Below are 14,908 nucleotides of genomic sequence, written 5' to 3'. Positions count from 1 at the left end.
TATGTGGCGGGAGGATTGTTATGAGCGCGGGTGAAAAGTTAAGTCAGGAACAAATTGATGCGCTTCTGAGAGCGGTACAAGAAGGTGACGACTTACCGGGATTTGTGGAGGAGCAAGAAGCGCAAGAGAAGTATCAGGAATATGATTTTAACAGACCTGAGAAGTTCGGTGTTGAACATTTGCGGAGTTTGCAGACGGTAGCGACAAGCTTTGGCAAGGCGACGATGCAAAGTGTATCGGCGCGCATTCGATTGCCGATTGAAATGGAACCGGTTGAAACAGAGCAAGTGCCGTTTTTGTCGGAGTATGTAGAGAAAATGCCGAAGGACTATTATTTGTTTTGCGTGATGGATTTGGGGCATGAGGAGCTTGGAGATATTGTCATTGAAATGGATTTAGCATTTATTTTATATCTTCATGAATGCTTCCTTGGCGGTGATCCGAAAGCGGATTTAAAAGGGCGCCGAGCCTTAACATCATTTGAACTCATCACATTGGAAAATTTGTTTTCTATTATTTGTGAAAATTTAAGGCAGGCCTTTGAGAGTATTGTATCCATTCAGCCGCGTTTAAAGGCCATGTATACGGTGCCGGACGGCTTAAAAATTACCACGGCAAGCGATATCATGGCGCTGCTGCATATCAATATGAAAACAGAGTTTTGGGACACAACGCTTCGCGTTGGGATCCCGTTTTTATCGGTCGAGACGATTATGGATCAATTAACATCTGAAAACGTGATTGACCGCATTTTCGGCAATGTGGAAACATACACAGAGCAGGTTGAACAAGAGCTGAAGAAGATGCCAAGGCCGGTACATATTTCAATCGGGACACAAACCACAACGATTGGTGAGCTAAAGCAGGTGGAAGTAGGCGATATTATTCCTCTGGGCACAAAAGTGACCGCGCCGTTACAGGGGTATGTAAGTGGTAAGGCGAAGTTTCATTGCTTTATTGGTCGTGAAGGAAATCGTAAGGCGTTTTTGTTTCATGAACATCTGAAAAACGACGAGAAATAGAGAGGGGGGAAGGGTTGCGTTTGGCAAGCCCGACACGTGAAGCAGCAAATAGCGAAAATAGAGCTTATGGATTTACAGCAACAGGACATGGTACATGCCGATCCGCAGCCGATTCGCAATGTCGCAGATATTGCGGTAGAGCTTTCGGTCCGCCTCGGTAAAGCAAATGTAACAATTGGTGACGTAAGGCAGCTTAAGGTGGGTGATTTGCTGCCGGTAACGAAGGAATCTGGTCACAAGGTGGATGTATATTTAGGTGAAAAAAAGGTTGGCATCGGTGAAGCCGTACTTTTAGATGATAAGTTTGGCATCATTATTTCGGAGATGAAACGAAGCAAATAAAGGAAAGGATTGCGGCATTTCTGTGTCGCCTTATTTATGATATGACATATGTTATGACCTTGCTGCAAATTGCATTATTTCTCGGTCTATTGGGATTCGGTGCATTTTATATGACAAAAAAAGCAAAAAAACAGCAGCTCCATAAACAAGGGCAAAACGGTTTGATTCAAGTAAAGGACGGTGTTCATTTGAATCATCAAATAAGCGCCTACTTATTTGAAGTTGAAGGAAAGCAAGTATTTACAATTTTAAGCAATAGCGGTGCGCATTCTATTGAGCTAAAAACAAATAGTTTTAATCAAGCGCTTCAAGAGTCTCTTGCAAAGACGGAGGCACCATCATGAAGCATTTAAAATTCCCGGTCGTATTTTTTAGTGCCTACTTTATGTTTATAAACTCGGCCGCCGCAGCAAATACAAATGAAATACTGAATTTTTCAAAAGGATTAACACCAAATTCAAGTGTACAGCTATTTTTACTTGTGACGTTATTATCGCTTTCGTCGTCACTTGTTCTGATGTTTACGCACTTTACGTATTTTATTATTGTACTGGGCCTCACGAGACAAGGCCTTGGTGTGATGAACTTACCACCCAACCAGGTATTGGTCGGCTTGGCACTGTTTTTAACATTGTTTACGATGCAGCCGGTGATTACAGAGCTAAAAACAGAAGTATGGGACCCGATGCAAAGAGAGGAACTTACCTCCGCACAGGTTATTGAAAAAAGTACACCTATTCTAAAGTCTTATTTGACAAAGCATACGTATGAACACGATTTGAAAATGATGCTGAAGGTTCGAAACGAAGTCGTTCCAGAAAAACCGGAACAATTATCCTTATTAACGCTGGTGCCATCGTTTGCTTTGACACAAATTCAAAAAGGTTTGCTGACAGGGATGTTTATTTATTTGGCTTTTGTATTTATTGATTTAATTATTAGTACATTGCTGATGTATTTAGGGATGATGATGGTACCGCCGATGATTTTAAGCCTGCCGTTTAAAATTTTAGTGTTTATTTATGTAGGCGGTTATACAAAGGTTGTCGATATTATGTTTAAGACGGTTTCGTAAGGAGGCAAACATGAATACAACACCTATTATTGATGTGTTTCAGCACTTTTTTTATGATGCATTTCAAATTTTGCTTCCGGTTGCGATTGTGAGCACTGTTGTTGTTGTCATTATTTCAGTTATTATGGCAATGATGCAAATTCAGGAACAGACGCTTACATTTTTGCCGAAAATGGCAAGCATTATAATTGTTTTATTTATTTTAGGACCCTGGATGTTTGCGGAGTTAACAGAGAGCATTACCGATTTATTTAATCAAATTCCACTTTTAGTGAAGTAGGGACAAATATATGACAGTTGATCTTTGGCTTGCGGCCTTTTTGGCATTTTGCCGCATCGGTTCCTTTTTATTTTTTTTGCCGATTTTTTCAGGACGAGCCATCCCTGTTATTGCCAAAACGACATTTGGTATGGCACTCGCCTTCTCGGTGGCTGATCAAATTGATGTAGCAAAGCTAACAACGTTGCCAACTATTCTTGCATATGTAGTTACACAATTGATCATTGGAATTGCTTTGGCCAAGATTGTTGAGTTTTTGTTTGTTATTCCCAAAATGGCCGGGCATATTTTAGATATGGATTTAGGGATTTCACAAGCGACACTATTTGATATTAACACCAGCCCGCAATCTACAATCTTATCTACTATTTTTGATATTTTCTTTGTGCTTATCTTCATTGCGATGGGCGGTGTGGATTATTTGGTGGCAACTATTTTAAAATCATTTGAATACACGGAAACAGCCGTAGCACTGCTGCAAGAAAGCTTTATTAAAAGTGTATTGGCTACGCTGTTGTTTGCCATTACGTCGGCTGTGCAAATTGCACTTCCAATTATGGGCAGTTTGTTTCTCGTTAATTTTGTACTTATTTTAATAGGAAAACAAACGCCACAGCTCAACATTTTTATGAACGCGTTTGTTGTAAAAATTACGTTTGGTATATTTTTGGTCGGGGCAAGTGTCCCCATGCTTTCTTACGTATTTAAAAATCTAACAAACACATTGCTCGACGAATATACAAATCTATTTAATTTCTTTTTAACAAAGTAGGGAGCGCTTATGGCAAAGGATAACAAAACAGAAAAGGCCACCCCACAAAAGCGAAAGAAGGCACGTGAAGAAGGAAATATAGCCAAAAGCAAGGATATTAGTACGTTGTTTACTTTGCTTGTGCTTGCGGTCATCATATATTTTTTCAGTGATGCGGTTGCGATGGAAATTGGTCAATCGGTCAATCAGTTGCTAGATTCCATTGATGCAAATTTTAGTGCCGGACCATTTTTGCTGTTAATGGGAAGTCTTTTACTCAAGATTATGGTGCCTGTCATTGTTCTCTTATATGGGTTTCAATTTGCAAATTATGTGATGCAGGTTGGATTTTTATTTTCAACAAAAGTAATTAAGCCAAAGCCATCTCGTATTAATCCAAAAAACTATTTCACACGTTTGTTTAGTCGAAAGAGTTTAATGGATACCCTGAAGTCCCTTTTATATGTAGGTTTGTTTGGGTATGTAGCATATATCGTGTTAAAGCGAAATGTTGGGGACATGGTAGGGATGATTGGAATGAGCTGGGGCTTTTCCGCACATCACGTCTTCGATGAGGTAAAAACTGTTTTTCTTATGCTGCTCATTTTAACACTGGTGTTATCTGTAACGGATTTCATTTATCAACGTTGGGAGCACGAGCAGGATTTGAAAATGAAAAAAGAAGAGGTGAAGCAGGAGCACAAGGATGCGGAAGGAAGTCCGGAGGTAAAGCATAGACAAAAGAGTGTGATGTATGCCATTTTACAAAGCGCTGCGACAAAAAAGATGGAAGATGCCACGTTTGTAATCAACAATCCAACCCACATTTCTGTAGCGCTGCGCTACGATAAGGCTATGGATTCAGCGCCGACGGTTGTCGCGAAGGGAGAAGAAGAGCTGGCGCTTTATATACGAACGCTCGCCAAAGAAAAGAAGCTCCCAATGGTAGAAAATAAACCGCTGGCCCGTTCTTTGTATTTTATGGTAGAAGAAGGGGAAGCGATTCCAGAAGATTTATATGTTGCCGTAATAGAAGTGATGCGGTATTTAATTCAAACAAAACAACTTGAAGTGTAAGGAGGGGGCACCTTGTTTGGAAATGCCGCTAAAACCTATTTTTCTATTTTTATTGCCATTTCATTCGTGATTGCTTTGCTGGTGCCACTACCGCCGTTTGTGCTAGATTTGGTACTTGTGTTTACATTGGCAATGACTGTACTTGTGTATATGCGAGCAACTACGATTAAAGAATGGGATGAATTAAAGTCTTTTCCAACTATGTTGCTTTTAATCGGGATTTTCAAAGTATCATTAAATGTTTCCACGACAAGAGCTATTTTAACGAATGGAAACGCGGGGCATGTTATTGAACAATTTGGTCAGTTCGTAATTGGTGGAAACTTATTAATCGGTATTGTCATCTTTCTTGTTTTAATTGTGTTTCAGTTTATCGTTGCAAATGGTGCTTCAAGGACTTCAGAGGTAGCGGCGCGTTTTACGCTTGATTCTTTACCAGGGAAGCAGATGTCTATTGATGCTGACTTAAATCAACGCATTATTACAGATACGGAAGCGAAGGAAAAACGAAAAAAGTTAAATATGGAAACAGAATTTTACGGTGCTATGGATGGTGCGGGAAAATTCATTAAAGGTGATGTTATCTTCGGTATCGTTATTTTAATTATTAACGTTACATTTGGACTCATTGTTGGCATGCTACAGCAAGGGATGACGTTTCAAGAAGCAGCCTATCACTATACAAAACTAACCATTGGTGATGGTATTGTACACCAAATCGGCTCTTTATTGCTTGCGGTATCAACGGGGATTATTGTAACGCGTGTATTTGATGGTTCTGAAGATACGCTTGGTGACGGTATTTACAAGGAATTAATGACACATGATGTTGTGGTGTATGCACTTGGTGGTTTGTTTATGATAATGGGTGTGTTTACTCCACTTCCATTTCTGCCGTTTGCACTTGTTGGTGCTGGTGTTATTTTCCTTGGCATGCAATTTAAAAAGCGTATGAAAAAAGAAACGGAACGAAAGCTCCATGAAGAAATGGAAATGATTAAAAGTGAGGGTGAGGGCGGAAAGTCTCTGGAAGACTCATTTGGTGTATTCACGGATAAATATCCAATTATCGTAGAGCTTGGACTCGATTTAGCAGCGCTTGTTAAACAGAAAATTAATGGAGAAACGGCACGTGATAAAGTCATTCTGATGCGTAAATCCATTATTAATGATCTTGGTGTGAATGTACCCGGGATTAATTTTAAAGATAACACTAGTTTTCGCCCACGCGGCAAATATGTCATTAAAATAAAGGGTGCTAAAGTTGCAGAAGGTGTCTTAAAATCTGGTCATTTATTAGCACTGAAAACACCGCATGTAATGGCCGATTTAGATGCGGAGCCGACTAAAGACCCAGTATTCGGTGAAGATGGCTACTGGATTATGGAGCATATGGTACAAGATGCACAGCTGAAAAACTATCAAGTATTGGAGCCGCTTAGCATCTTGATTACCCACCTTGATGTAATTATTAGAAAAAACCTGCATGAATTGATTCAGCGTCAGCATGTGAAAGATTTATTGAATTCACTGGAAAACGATCATGAAGTACTGCTAGAAGAAGTGAAAAAGAAAGAAATTGATTTATCGCTTATTCAAAACGTTGTTAAGCAGCTTTTAAAAGAGGGTATTTCTATTCGAGAGCTCCCTACTATTATGGAGGGGATTATTGACGGTAAAGACATGTATCAAGGGCATGCTGATAGTGTTACGTCTTTTGTACGAGAAAATATTTCAAAAGTCATTTGTGAGTATGCGAAAAATTACGATGGCAAGATATATGCAGCACTTCTAGTAGATACGATTGAACTTGAAACTGAAATCGTGAATAATCCACAGCAAGGTTATCTCTTAAACTGGGATTTAGAGCAAGAGATGAAAGTAATGGAGCAGGTACAGCATATTCTGAAAAAAGCGCGCCTGACCGGAAAAGATCCTGTGCTGTTAACAAGAAGAAAAGATTTCCGGTTCGGATTTGTTCGTTTGCTGGAGAGATATCAAGTGGATATGAAGGTACTTTGTGTAAGTGAATTGGCTCCGGATGTAACAGTAGAACAAATCGCATTGATTGAATAGGAGGATGCATGATGGAACAAAGCCTTGAACGCATTCAAATCATTCGTGCTTCCAATAAGGTTGAACTGTATGAGAAGCTGTTTGAGCAAAGTGGGGAAGATTATTATTATGTGATTGAAGAGAATATAAAACGGCATCGTATTCTTCCTTGGCGCAAAGAGTATGAAATGATTGTAAAATTTGTAGCGCCGGAGCCGAAATTAGAGCCAGCAATATTGGTGCCGCGGGTTAAAAGTGAAGCAGAGCGAAAAAAAGAGAAATTGGCTTTCATTATGAAGGCGTTGGAACGACGTGATGAAAGTTTACCGCACACCAACATACCACAGGAAACGCTGCCTTCTCAGAAAAAGAAACAGTTTCTGGAGATGTTAGAGGAGGGTCATACGGCAATACAAGCAGAAACAGTTTCGAGTCAGAGTAGTCCCAAAGAACATGCAGAAATAGTGGCATTAAAACAAACGATTGAAGAATTAAATAAAAAGCTGAGTATCGTAAACGAGAAGGGGAATTCATTTTTAATAGATAAGCTGGAATATACGCTAAAAGAAAATGACGTAGAAGAGCGTGTAGTGAATAGTTTAATTTCGGAAATCAAGCAACTAGAAAAAAGTGATAGAACGGAAGCAGATCTACACGGACATGTCATTGAAAAGTTGGCTGCGTACTTTCAAACAGCGGAGCTTGCTGATATATCCGCTTACGGAACAATTGCGCTGGTGGGGCCGACGGGAGTTGGCAAAACAACAACGCTCGCAAAGCTAGCTTGGCAGCTGCGGAAAAAACAGCGAACAGTTGCTTTTGTCACAACTGATCTGTTTCGCTCCGGAGCCGTATCGCAGCTTCAGGATTATGCGGATGCGATGGGGTTTGAAATGAAAACGGCAGACAGTCCTGAGGCACTTCGTAAAGTATGCGCGTACTTTAAAGAGAAGAATGTGCAGCATATTTTAATTGATACAGTGGGGCGCAGCTATATGGAACGCGGCGCGATGGGGACGGTCTTAGATTATATACAAGCGATTGAGCCTGACTTTACCTGTTTAACTGTCTCTGCTTCTATGAAAAGCAGAGATGTAATGGATTTGCTTGCGAAATTTAAACATACAAATGTGAATGGTCTAATCGTAACGAAGTTTGATGAAACGGCATCGATTGGTGAGTGGATGACGGTATCGTCTCGCTCGGCAATTCCCATCGCTTTCGTTACGGATGGGCAGGATGTAACAAAACACATTTGTGCACCGACAAAGCAACAATTAGCGGAGCGCGTGTTGTCTCGAAATGTAGAGTTTCAAGGACAGCTCTTTCTGACATAATTAGGAGGCTTATAATGAACGGACTATACATCGGGTCAATGGGAATGATCAACTATCAACAGCATTTAAACGTACATGCCAATAATATCGCAAATGCACAAACAACGGGATTTAAAGTAGATCAAATGACGTCAAAGGTATATGCAAGTGAGAAAACGTACAGAAGCGATAGCAATGGCCGAACACTTATCGGTACAATTGAGCATTCTGTTGTTCCAAACGCAGTTCACGTGAATCTTGTACCCGGAAGCATGAAGGTTACAAATAGTAATACAGACTTTTATTTAGAGGATGCACCGGGTCAAACTACGTTTTTTGTGGTTGGCAAAAATGATACGCAGTACCTAACAAGAAATGGGAGCTTTTCCGTAAATGAAGAAGGGTATTTACAAACTTCAGGTAACGCATATGTACTTGATGTAAACGGAGATCGTATTCGGATGGAAACAGGTGGTGATGTTACAGTCGATACACAAGGTAAGCTTAGGAACGCGCAAACAGGTGTTGAGATTGCTACCCTGCAAACCAGAGCTGTGGACAGAGAAACAGCGAACCAATTAGAAAAGCATGCTTTTGAAATGTTTACTGTACAAGACACAAATATAAACGAGCTTCCGCTAGGTACTGCGAAAATCTATAATTATATGTTGGAAAACTCCAACACGGATATGACAAAGGAAATGTCGAGTCTTATGGTAAATCAAAGGATGGTACAAGCCTCACAACGCGTGATGCACTCTTTTGATAAAGTATATGAAAAGGAAGCGAATGAACTATTAAAATGAGGAGCAATTGCTCCTCATTTTATATTTGTACCAGTAGCTTTACTCGCTTTCTCGTTTATATTACCTAAAAAACCATATGCATTTGCATTTATACAGTTGGTTCTTATAAAAGGTATATTCTATGTACAGTCATAGACATGCACACTTTACTATTTGATGCTACTAGAATAATTACTTATATATTCAAAATATACAAAAATGCATATAATGAAAAGTATCTTTTATAGAAGAGGGGAATACTTATGTTCTTTTTGCAAGTAGATGAAGAAATCCAAATTAAGTTGCTAATGCCAAAAGATGCTACTGTTTTAAGTTCTTGCCCTAAGTGGATAAAGAGCTTTTTCTTTTTGGAAAGGCTGTGTTAAAGCCTAATATTGATCATTTGCACTTGTTGATGGGAGTGAAGGGGGTGAGACTCCTGCGGGAAAAGCGAGTCAAAGGGAGACCTCGCAGGCGCATAGCGCTGAGGAGGCCCCTGACCGCCCGCGGAAAGCGAGCCCCGGGAACGGAAATTAACAACGAAATTCAACAGAGCCTTTGGAAAAAATATAAAAACAGTATTGACCTTCACGTTACGTCAAGGTGTACATTGAAATTGTCAGGAGGTGCTGATATGGAATATACAGTGCAAAAGCTAGGGCAACTGGCAGGGGTGAGTACGCGTACGCTTCGGTATTATGATGAAATTGGCATTCTGAAGCCGGCCAGAATCAATTCGTCGGGATATCGGATTTACGGGCAACAAGAAGTAGACCGTTTACAACAGATTTTATTCTACAAAGAGCTTGGCGTGGGGCTCGAACAAATTAAAGATATTCTTTGCGATCCTGCTTTTGACGCTTCAGCGGCACTACAAACACATTACAACGAACTTCTTGACAGGAAAAAGCAGCTAGAAACACTTATTGCAAACGTGGAAAAAACGATAGCTGCGCAAAAAGGAGAGGTTATCATGTCAGATCAAGAAAAGTTTGAAGGCTTTAAAAAGCAGATGATAGAAGAAAATGAGAAGAAATACGGAAAAGAAATACGTGAGAAGTATGGAGATGCCACAGTTGAGAAATCAAATAACATCGTAAAGAATATGACAAAGGAACAACATGAGGCGATTACACGCCTTAGTGAAGAGGTGAATGAAACGTTGCGCCTTGCGATGCAAGTAGGTGACCCAGCGGGAGAATTGGCGCAAAAGGCAGCTGATTTGCATAAGCAATGGATTAGCTTTTACTGGGGACATTACAGCAAGGAAGCACATATGGGACTGGCGCAAATGTATGTAGATGATGAACGTTTTACAGCCTATTACGACAAAGTACAGCCGGGTGCGGCGTTGTTTTTACGAGATGCCATTGCGGTATATACAGGTATGAAAGCATAAAGTGAGCCCCTGTTTATAGAACAGGGGCTTTTTGTATGTGTAACTGCTTGTATGCACATGAATTAGAGTATATAACCATTACAATTACTAAAAACAGAGTAATTTTCATTTAGATCCTACTAATTCTTCGGCTGTTCGAACAAACATGCTTCTACCAAAAGAATGAACCCCTTTAAATGGGATGCGTGCTTGCTTACAGCACTCCGTTGCCCAGTAGGTGGCATCGTGTGAGATGTGTTGCAACATAAAAACCGCAGCATCCGCCTTACAAAGAGAAGCTTGCATAGAAGCTTTAGGTTCATCGCCGCTTAAAAACAAAAATTGACCACCGCGGCTGACGACTTCTCGTTCAAAGGCAGCGCGTTCTGGCTCAAAACCAAGCATCAGAATGGTTTTTCCTGCCAATGTTTTTTCTACTTCCTTCTTTTCTTTTTTCTCTTGCTTCTCAATTTTAACGGTATGTTTTATACAGGGAATTTCTGAAATATCGTATTTCCAGACAATCCGCTTCATGTTGGGGTTGCTTTTGAGGTAGGCTACATCAATTACGTCACCAGATTTAATATCCAGGTCTTTAATGTCTTTTTCAGGAAGCATAATTGTTTGAGGCGCTTCGTCAATTTTAATAAGTTTGCCATCCGCTTGTCTATTGGTTACGAAAGATCGTAAACTGGGGTCATATTCAACGATGCAGTAGTTGAGCTCTATCCGCTCTTTGTTTTCTTGCCCCATCGCTTGGGCGAGTGTATATAAATAACGTGGAGATTCACTGCCGTCATCAATTCGTTTTGCATGAATGAGGTCGCCATGAGAGAGGTTGAACTGCCTGACGATGTATTCTGGGACGAATGCGGAGAGTTCTGGAAGTAGGCCGCCGCGTAGCTGTCGCTCGAAACGATATACGGGCGATACCTTCTGAGGTTGGGGATTAGTTTCCACAGTAAGAGGCTGAGGTAAAGCAAGTAGAGCATGCAAAAAATGAAAATAGGCGTGTATTTCCTTTTCAACACAGCTTATATTGTCCGGATTTAGATGCTGCAATCGCTCTTGCATAGCTTGTGCTGTTTTTTCAAACAGTTCCTGTTGCATGATTGTTCCCCTCTTTCCCTATTTTTTATATATATTATACGATATAGGCGGCAACACGTGGGATTATGCATGAAATTTTACATAATAAGCAGAAAGGGAATATTCGCTTTTTTGTGGAATGTGTTTGATAGCATCGAAGAAACTCCTCATGAGATGATATGAAGGGGGGAATAGGTATGCAAAGACAGCGGTTAAAAGTGAATGGAAGCAGATTGCGCAGTGAATTGGAGCGTTTCGCTGCGTTTGGAAAAACGGAGAACGGGGGCGTAACTAGATTAGCATTATCGGAGGAAGATCGGGCGGCTCGTGATTATTTCCGGACATGCTGTGAGGAGCTGGGCATGGAAGTTAAGATTGATGATATGGGCTGTATGTATGCGGTACTGCAGGGAAGTGAAGAACGCCCCCCTGTTGTGACCGGCTCACATCTTGATACGGTGAAAAAAGGCGGACGTTTTGACGGTGTTCTTGGTGTTGTTGCAGGTCTTGAGGTCGTACGAACGTTGGTGGAAAACAAGATGAAATCAAAGGTACCGATTGTAATAGCCAACATTACCAATGAAGAAGGGGCAAGGTTTGAACCGTCCATGATGGCTTCTGGTGTGTTATCTGGTAAATTTAATAAAGCAGAGATGCTGCAAAAACGAGATATAAGTGGTATTACGTTCGGCGAGGCACTTTGTGAGAGCGGATACGAGGGAGACATTAGACATCGTTTAACAGAAGCGGAAGCGTTTTTGGAGCTTCACATTGAGCAAGGTCCTGTACTTGAACAGGAAGGTATTTCCATTGGTGTGGTCGAATGTGTAGTCGGTATGGTCTGTTATGAATTGACGGTTTGGGGCGATTCTAATCATGCAGGAACAACGCCGATGCGTATGCGAAAAGATGCACTGTTTGTAGCGAATGATCTTATGCAGGAGATTCGGACGAAGCTTGGGCGTATTGACCAAGACCTTGTATTTACTATGGGACGAATGAATGTGTATCCAAATATACATACGGTTATTCCCAATAAAGTTATATTTACGCTGGAGGCGCGTCACAAGGATCCGGCTATCATTAAACAGGTGGAAGACGTTATCGCCGGTCTTCATGTAGAAGCTCGTAAGCTATGGGGGCGTGATACTGTTTGGTTTGATAAAGATGTGTGCAACGTGGTTCAGCAAGCGACAGAAAGCTATGGCTATTCTTACAAACGAATGGTAAGCGGTGCAGGGCATGACGCACAGTTTTTAGCAAGCTATGTGCCAACTGCGATGATTTTTGTGCCGAGCATTGATGGGAAAAGTCACTGTGAAGAAGAATACACACCATGGGAAGCTTGTGAGAAGGGTGTCAATGTACTTCTTGAAACAATTTGGCAATTATCACAATAAGCAAAAATGCTTGGTCTTAGACCAAGCATTTTTTATATCTTTCTACTAAGAGTTATTGCTGCATAGGCATTTTCTTTTTCATCGTCATGCGTTGCAGACGGATAAAGTAGAAGCATACAAGCGCGATGACACCAAGAATGATGGGTGAGGAGAATAATAGAATACTAAAAAAGCAGATAACCAATATCGCTGCACCAGTTTTAAGAAATGAAGAGGAGAAGATTCGCATACAAGCGAGTACCCCCAGTAAAGCGTTGCACAAAAAGAAAGCATTGGAAATGGCGACAAGGTGACTGATGGATATTATGTTTGCTGCATACAGTACAAACATACAAACATGGATAATAAACATGAATGTGAGAGCCCGTGCAGGTACCTGCTTCTTGTTTTTGTGGCTGAGCCATTTTGGCAACACACCTTGTTTAGCTTGATCAGCAATTAAACGTGATACAGCGCCAATGACCAAAAGCACGGTACTGATGCAAAGTATAATGGTAATCGTTGAGATGAGGGGTGTTGCCAATGAACCAAACAAGCCGGTAAGTAAGCCGCTCATTGTATGATTTCCCCATTGAAATGCCATGGCAACAATAAGGCTCACCGAAGCAATTACAGTAAAACTGATAAGAATGGCCCTAGGAAGGGTGCGTTCTGGATCCCTAACCTCAAGTGAATAATTTCCAACAACTTCCCAGCCGATTAATGCCCAAAACAAAAGCAAAAGGCTTTGCCCAAACTCTATTACTGTAATAGAACCAAGAGAGAGAGTTCCGTCTGTATAGAGAAGGGTATAGGCGCTGCCGGCAAATAAAGTGATAACGATAAAGCTTGACATAGCAAAAGCAAGCTTGCCAACCGCCGTAACGTTTTGGGTGAGCAGCAGATAGACAAATAGCAGGCAAATCCCAGTGAGCCATAACTCATTAAAGTTTGTTAAAAGTTCGAAATAATGCCCAGCCGTCGCCATTACGGCAACTGGTCCGAAACATACGGCGAGGGCGAAAAAGATTGCTGCCAAATTCTTTATATGTGTACCAAAAGCGCGCTCTACAGCGAGTGCGACACCGGAATCACCGGGGATCATCACGCTAAGTTTTCCGAATAAATGTGCGAACAGCATGCTTAAAGCAAGCATGATTACCCAGGCAAAAATCGCATAGTCTCCCGCAATTGCGTACACAGCCGGCGGCAAAATGATAATCCCAGACCCTAAAATCGGTCCTATCATCAAACCGCTCAGTAATAAAGCGCCCATCTTTTTGTTCATTATCATCACCTCATATTTTAGATTGAAAAAACGAAACATTTCGTATAGTTTAAGTATATGTAAGGAGTTATCATCAGTAAAATGAATAAATATGATGATAACAATCGGTAAATGCGATGGGAGGGAATGGTGTGGAGATTCGCCATTTGATTACATTTAAAACCATTGCCGAGCTTGGCGGCTTTACAAGAGCGGCTACACATCTTGGCTATGCACAATCAACAATGACAGCTCATATCCATGCGCTTGAACAAGAACTCAAAGCCCCTTTGTTTGACCGGATGGGCAAAAAAGTGTACCTGACAGCGATGGGGGAACGTTTTTTACGGCACGCACGGGAAATGATTCGCCTGTATGAGCAGGCGAAGGATATGTCAGAGCAAGAGGAAGAAGGAACGCTTTGCATCGGGGCACCTGAGTCGTTAACGATCTATCGGTTGCCACGTATTATTCAAACGTACCGAGAGCGTTATCCTAGAGTAAATATCTTATTGAAGTCGGGTTCTTGTTGGGATTTGCAGGCACAGCTACGCAGGGGCGAGCTTGATGTAGCATTCTTTTTACAAGCCCCGTTTACGGACCACGAGTTATATACAGAAACATTGGTTGATGAGAAGCTTATGTTTATTTTACCGCCGGGTACAAAGCTAGCCGAACATGAAAATGTATTGTTTACTGAGAAAGGTAGCTATCGTGATTATTTTGAAGCATTTCTACGAAGGCAAGGGATTGCAACGGAAAATGGTATGGAGTTTTGGAGTATTGAAGCAATCAAGCAATGTGTAGCATGTGGTCTTGGTATGTCTCTTTTGCCGTTTGTGACAGTACATGCTGAGTTGATTGAAGGTAAGCTTGCAGGTCAAGCGTGGGATCCATCATTCGGAACAGTTTCCACTATTATGTCTCATCATAAAGAAAAATGGGTGTCACAAGCAGCAGCTGCATTTATGGAGATTGTGCGCACGCATGCAGAAGCATGGAGAAGTGACGAAAAACAATATTCATTAAAACATGACAGAGACCTTGATTAAAAGGTCTTTTTCTATTTCCTGGTGCTTGTATATAAGAAAA

15 protein-coding genes are annotated in these 14,908 nt (G+C 41.1%); 13 read left to right on the top strand and 2 right to left on the bottom strand.

Features of this window, described 5'->3' with window-relative positions:
* The first annotated feature begins 20 nt into the window (after positions 1 to 20).
* The 11 genes from fliM to MUG87_RS04325 all read left to right on the top strand — a co-directional run bounded on the left by fliM (position 21) and on the right by MUG87_RS04325 (position 10,102).
* Positions 21 to 1,022 carry a flagellar motor switch protein FliM gene (gene fliM, locus MUG87_RS04375; protein WP_247085895.1) on the top strand — a complete coding sequence of 334 codons (1,002 nt, stop codon included), beginning with the start codon at positions 21 to 23 and terminating at the stop codon, positions 1,020 to 1,022.
* 36 nt (positions 1,023 to 1,058) lie between these two features.
* Positions 1,059 to 1,364: a FliM/FliN family flagellar motor switch protein gene (locus MUG87_RS04370; protein ID WP_281503675.1), complete on the top strand. Its 306-nt coding sequence runs from the start codon at positions 1,059 to 1,061 to the stop codon at positions 1,362 to 1,364.
* Between the two features lie 41 nt (positions 1,365 to 1,405).
* Positions 1,406 to 1,708 (top strand): flagellar motor switch protein FliN, encoded by a 303-nt coding sequence (locus tag MUG87_RS04365; protein ID WP_247085892.1) that lies wholly within the window; start codon positions 1,406 to 1,408, stop codon positions 1,706 to 1,708.
* Positions 1,705 to 2,439: an EscR/YscR/HrcR family type III secretion system export apparatus protein gene (locus tag MUG87_RS04360; protein WP_247085890.1), complete on the top strand. Its 735-nt coding sequence runs from the start codon at positions 1,705 to 1,707 to the stop codon at positions 2,437 to 2,439. Before MUG87_RS04365 ends, MUG87_RS04360 begins: the two co-directional genes overlap by 4 nt.
* A 10-nt stretch (positions 2,440 to 2,449) precedes the next feature.
* Entirely contained in the window at positions 2,450 to 2,719 is a 270-nt protein-coding gene (locus MUG87_RS04355) for a flagellar biosynthetic protein FliQ (protein ID WP_247085888.1), read from the top strand.
* Positions 2,720 to 2,729: 10 nt separating this feature from the next.
* On the top strand, positions 2,730 to 3,491 hold the full coding sequence (locus MUG87_RS04350; RefSeq protein ID WP_247085886.1) for a flagellar biosynthetic protein FliR: 762 nt from the start codon (positions 2,730 to 2,732) through the stop codon (positions 3,489 to 3,491).
* Between the two features lie 9 nt (positions 3,492 to 3,500).
* Complete coding sequence (locus MUG87_RS04345) at positions 3,501 to 4,547, top strand: EscU/YscU/HrcU family type III secretion system export apparatus switch protein (RefSeq protein WP_247085884.1); 1,047 nt, start codon at positions 3,501 to 3,503, stop codon at positions 4,545 to 4,547.
* Between the two features lie 12 nt (positions 4,548 to 4,559).
* Positions 4,560 to 6,623 carry a flagellar biosynthesis protein FlhA gene (locus MUG87_RS04340; RefSeq protein WP_247085882.1) on the top strand — a complete coding sequence of 688 codons (2,064 nt, stop codon included), beginning with the start codon at positions 4,560 to 4,562 and terminating at the stop codon, positions 6,621 to 6,623.
* 8 nt (positions 6,624 to 6,631) lie between these two features.
* A complete protein-coding gene (locus MUG87_RS04335; RefSeq protein ID WP_247085880.1) occupies positions 6,632 to 7,939 on the top strand; it encodes an AAA family ATPase in 1,308 nt (435 codons plus the stop codon).
* Between the two features lie 14 nt (positions 7,940 to 7,953).
* Complete coding sequence (locus tag MUG87_RS04330) at positions 7,954 to 8,724, top strand: flagellar hook-basal body complex protein (RefSeq protein ID WP_247085878.1); 771 nt, start codon at positions 7,954 to 7,956, stop codon at positions 8,722 to 8,724.
* A gap of 613 nt (positions 8,725 to 9,337) precedes the next feature.
* Positions 9,338 to 10,102: a MerR family transcriptional regulator gene (locus MUG87_RS04325; protein ID WP_247085876.1), complete on the top strand. Its 765-nt coding sequence runs from the start codon at positions 9,338 to 9,340 to the stop codon at positions 10,100 to 10,102.
* Positions 10,103 to 10,207: 105 nt separating this feature from the next.
* On the opposite strand, the gene MUG87_RS04320 is transcribed toward MUG87_RS04325, so the two are convergent.
* On the bottom strand, positions 10,208 to 11,191 hold the full coding sequence (locus MUG87_RS04320) for a DUF2325 domain-containing protein (protein WP_247085874.1): 984 nt from the start codon (positions 11,189 to 11,191) through the stop codon (positions 10,208 to 10,210).
* Between the two features lie 176 nt (positions 11,192 to 11,367).
* Between MUG87_RS04320 and MUG87_RS04315 the strand changes: the two genes are divergently transcribed.
* Positions 11,368 to 12,570, top strand: coding sequence for a Zn-dependent hydrolase (locus MUG87_RS04315; RefSeq protein WP_247085872.1), 1,203 nt, complete (start codon positions 11,368 to 11,370; stop codon positions 12,568 to 12,570).
* 52 nt (positions 12,571 to 12,622) lie between these two features.
* Here MUG87_RS04315 and MUG87_RS04310 read toward each other — a convergent pair whose 3' ends face one another.
* Positions 12,623 to 13,837, bottom strand: coding sequence for an APC family permease (locus MUG87_RS04310; protein ID WP_247085870.1), 1,215 nt, complete (start codon positions 13,835 to 13,837; stop codon positions 12,623 to 12,625).
* Between the two features lie 131 nt (positions 13,838 to 13,968).
* Between MUG87_RS04310 and MUG87_RS04305 the strand changes: the two genes are divergently transcribed.
* Entirely contained in the window at positions 13,969 to 14,868 is a 900-nt protein-coding gene (locus tag MUG87_RS04305; RefSeq protein ID WP_247085867.1) for a LysR family transcriptional regulator, read from the top strand.
* The last annotated feature ends 40 nt before the right edge of the window (positions 14,869 to 14,908 follow it).

The sequence above is a fragment of the Ectobacillus sp. JY-23 genome, from assembly GCF_023022965.1.
In the GTDB taxonomy this organism is placed as follows: Bacteria; Bacillota; Bacilli; order Bacillales; family Bacillaceae_G; genus Ectobacillus.
This window is presented reverse-complemented; position numbering and strand designations above follow the sequence as displayed.

What these genes read in the sequence shown, in the direction of transcription:
- fliM (WP_247085895.1), top strand. Translation starts at nt 21, where the DNA reads ATGAGCGCGGGTGAAAAGTTAAGTCAGGAACAAATTGATGCGCTTCTG.
- MUG87_RS04365 (WP_247085892.1), top strand. Translation starts at nt 1,406, where the DNA reads ATGACATATGTTATGACCTTGCTGCAAATTGCATTATTTCTCGGTCTA.
- MUG87_RS04360 (WP_247085890.1), top strand. Translation starts at nt 1,705, where the DNA reads ATGAAGCATTTAAAATTCCCGGTCGTATTTTTTAGTGCCTACTTTATG.
- MUG87_RS04355 (WP_247085888.1), top strand. Translation starts at nt 2,450, where the DNA reads ATGAATACAACACCTATTATTGATGTGTTTCAGCACTTTTTTTATGAT.
- MUG87_RS04350 (WP_247085886.1), top strand. Translation starts at nt 2,730, where the DNA reads ATGACAGTTGATCTTTGGCTTGCGGCCTTTTTGGCATTTTGCCGCATC.
- MUG87_RS04345 (WP_247085884.1), top strand. Translation starts at nt 3,501, where the DNA reads ATGGCAAAGGATAACAAAACAGAAAAGGCCACCCCACAAAAGCGAAAG.
- MUG87_RS04335 (WP_247085880.1), top strand. Translation starts at nt 6,632, where the DNA reads ATGATGGAACAAAGCCTTGAACGCATTCAAATCATTCGTGCTTCCAAT.
- MUG87_RS04330 (WP_247085878.1), top strand. Translation starts at nt 7,954, where the DNA reads ATGAACGGACTATACATCGGGTCAATGGGAATGATCAACTATCAACAG.
- MUG87_RS04325 (WP_247085876.1), top strand. Translation starts at nt 9,338, where the DNA reads ATGGAATATACAGTGCAAAAGCTAGGGCAACTGGCAGGGGTGAGTACG.
- MUG87_RS04320 (WP_247085874.1), bottom strand. Translation starts at nt 11,191, where the DNA reads ATGCAACAGGAACTGTTTGAAAAAACAGCACAAGCTATGCAAGAGCGA.
- MUG87_RS04315 (WP_247085872.1), top strand. Translation starts at nt 11,368, where the DNA reads ATGCAAAGACAGCGGTTAAAAGTGAATGGAAGCAGATTGCGCAGTGAA.
- MUG87_RS04310 (WP_247085870.1), bottom strand. Translation starts at nt 13,837, where the DNA reads ATGAACAAAAAGATGGGCGCTTTATTACTGAGCGGTTTGATGATAGGA.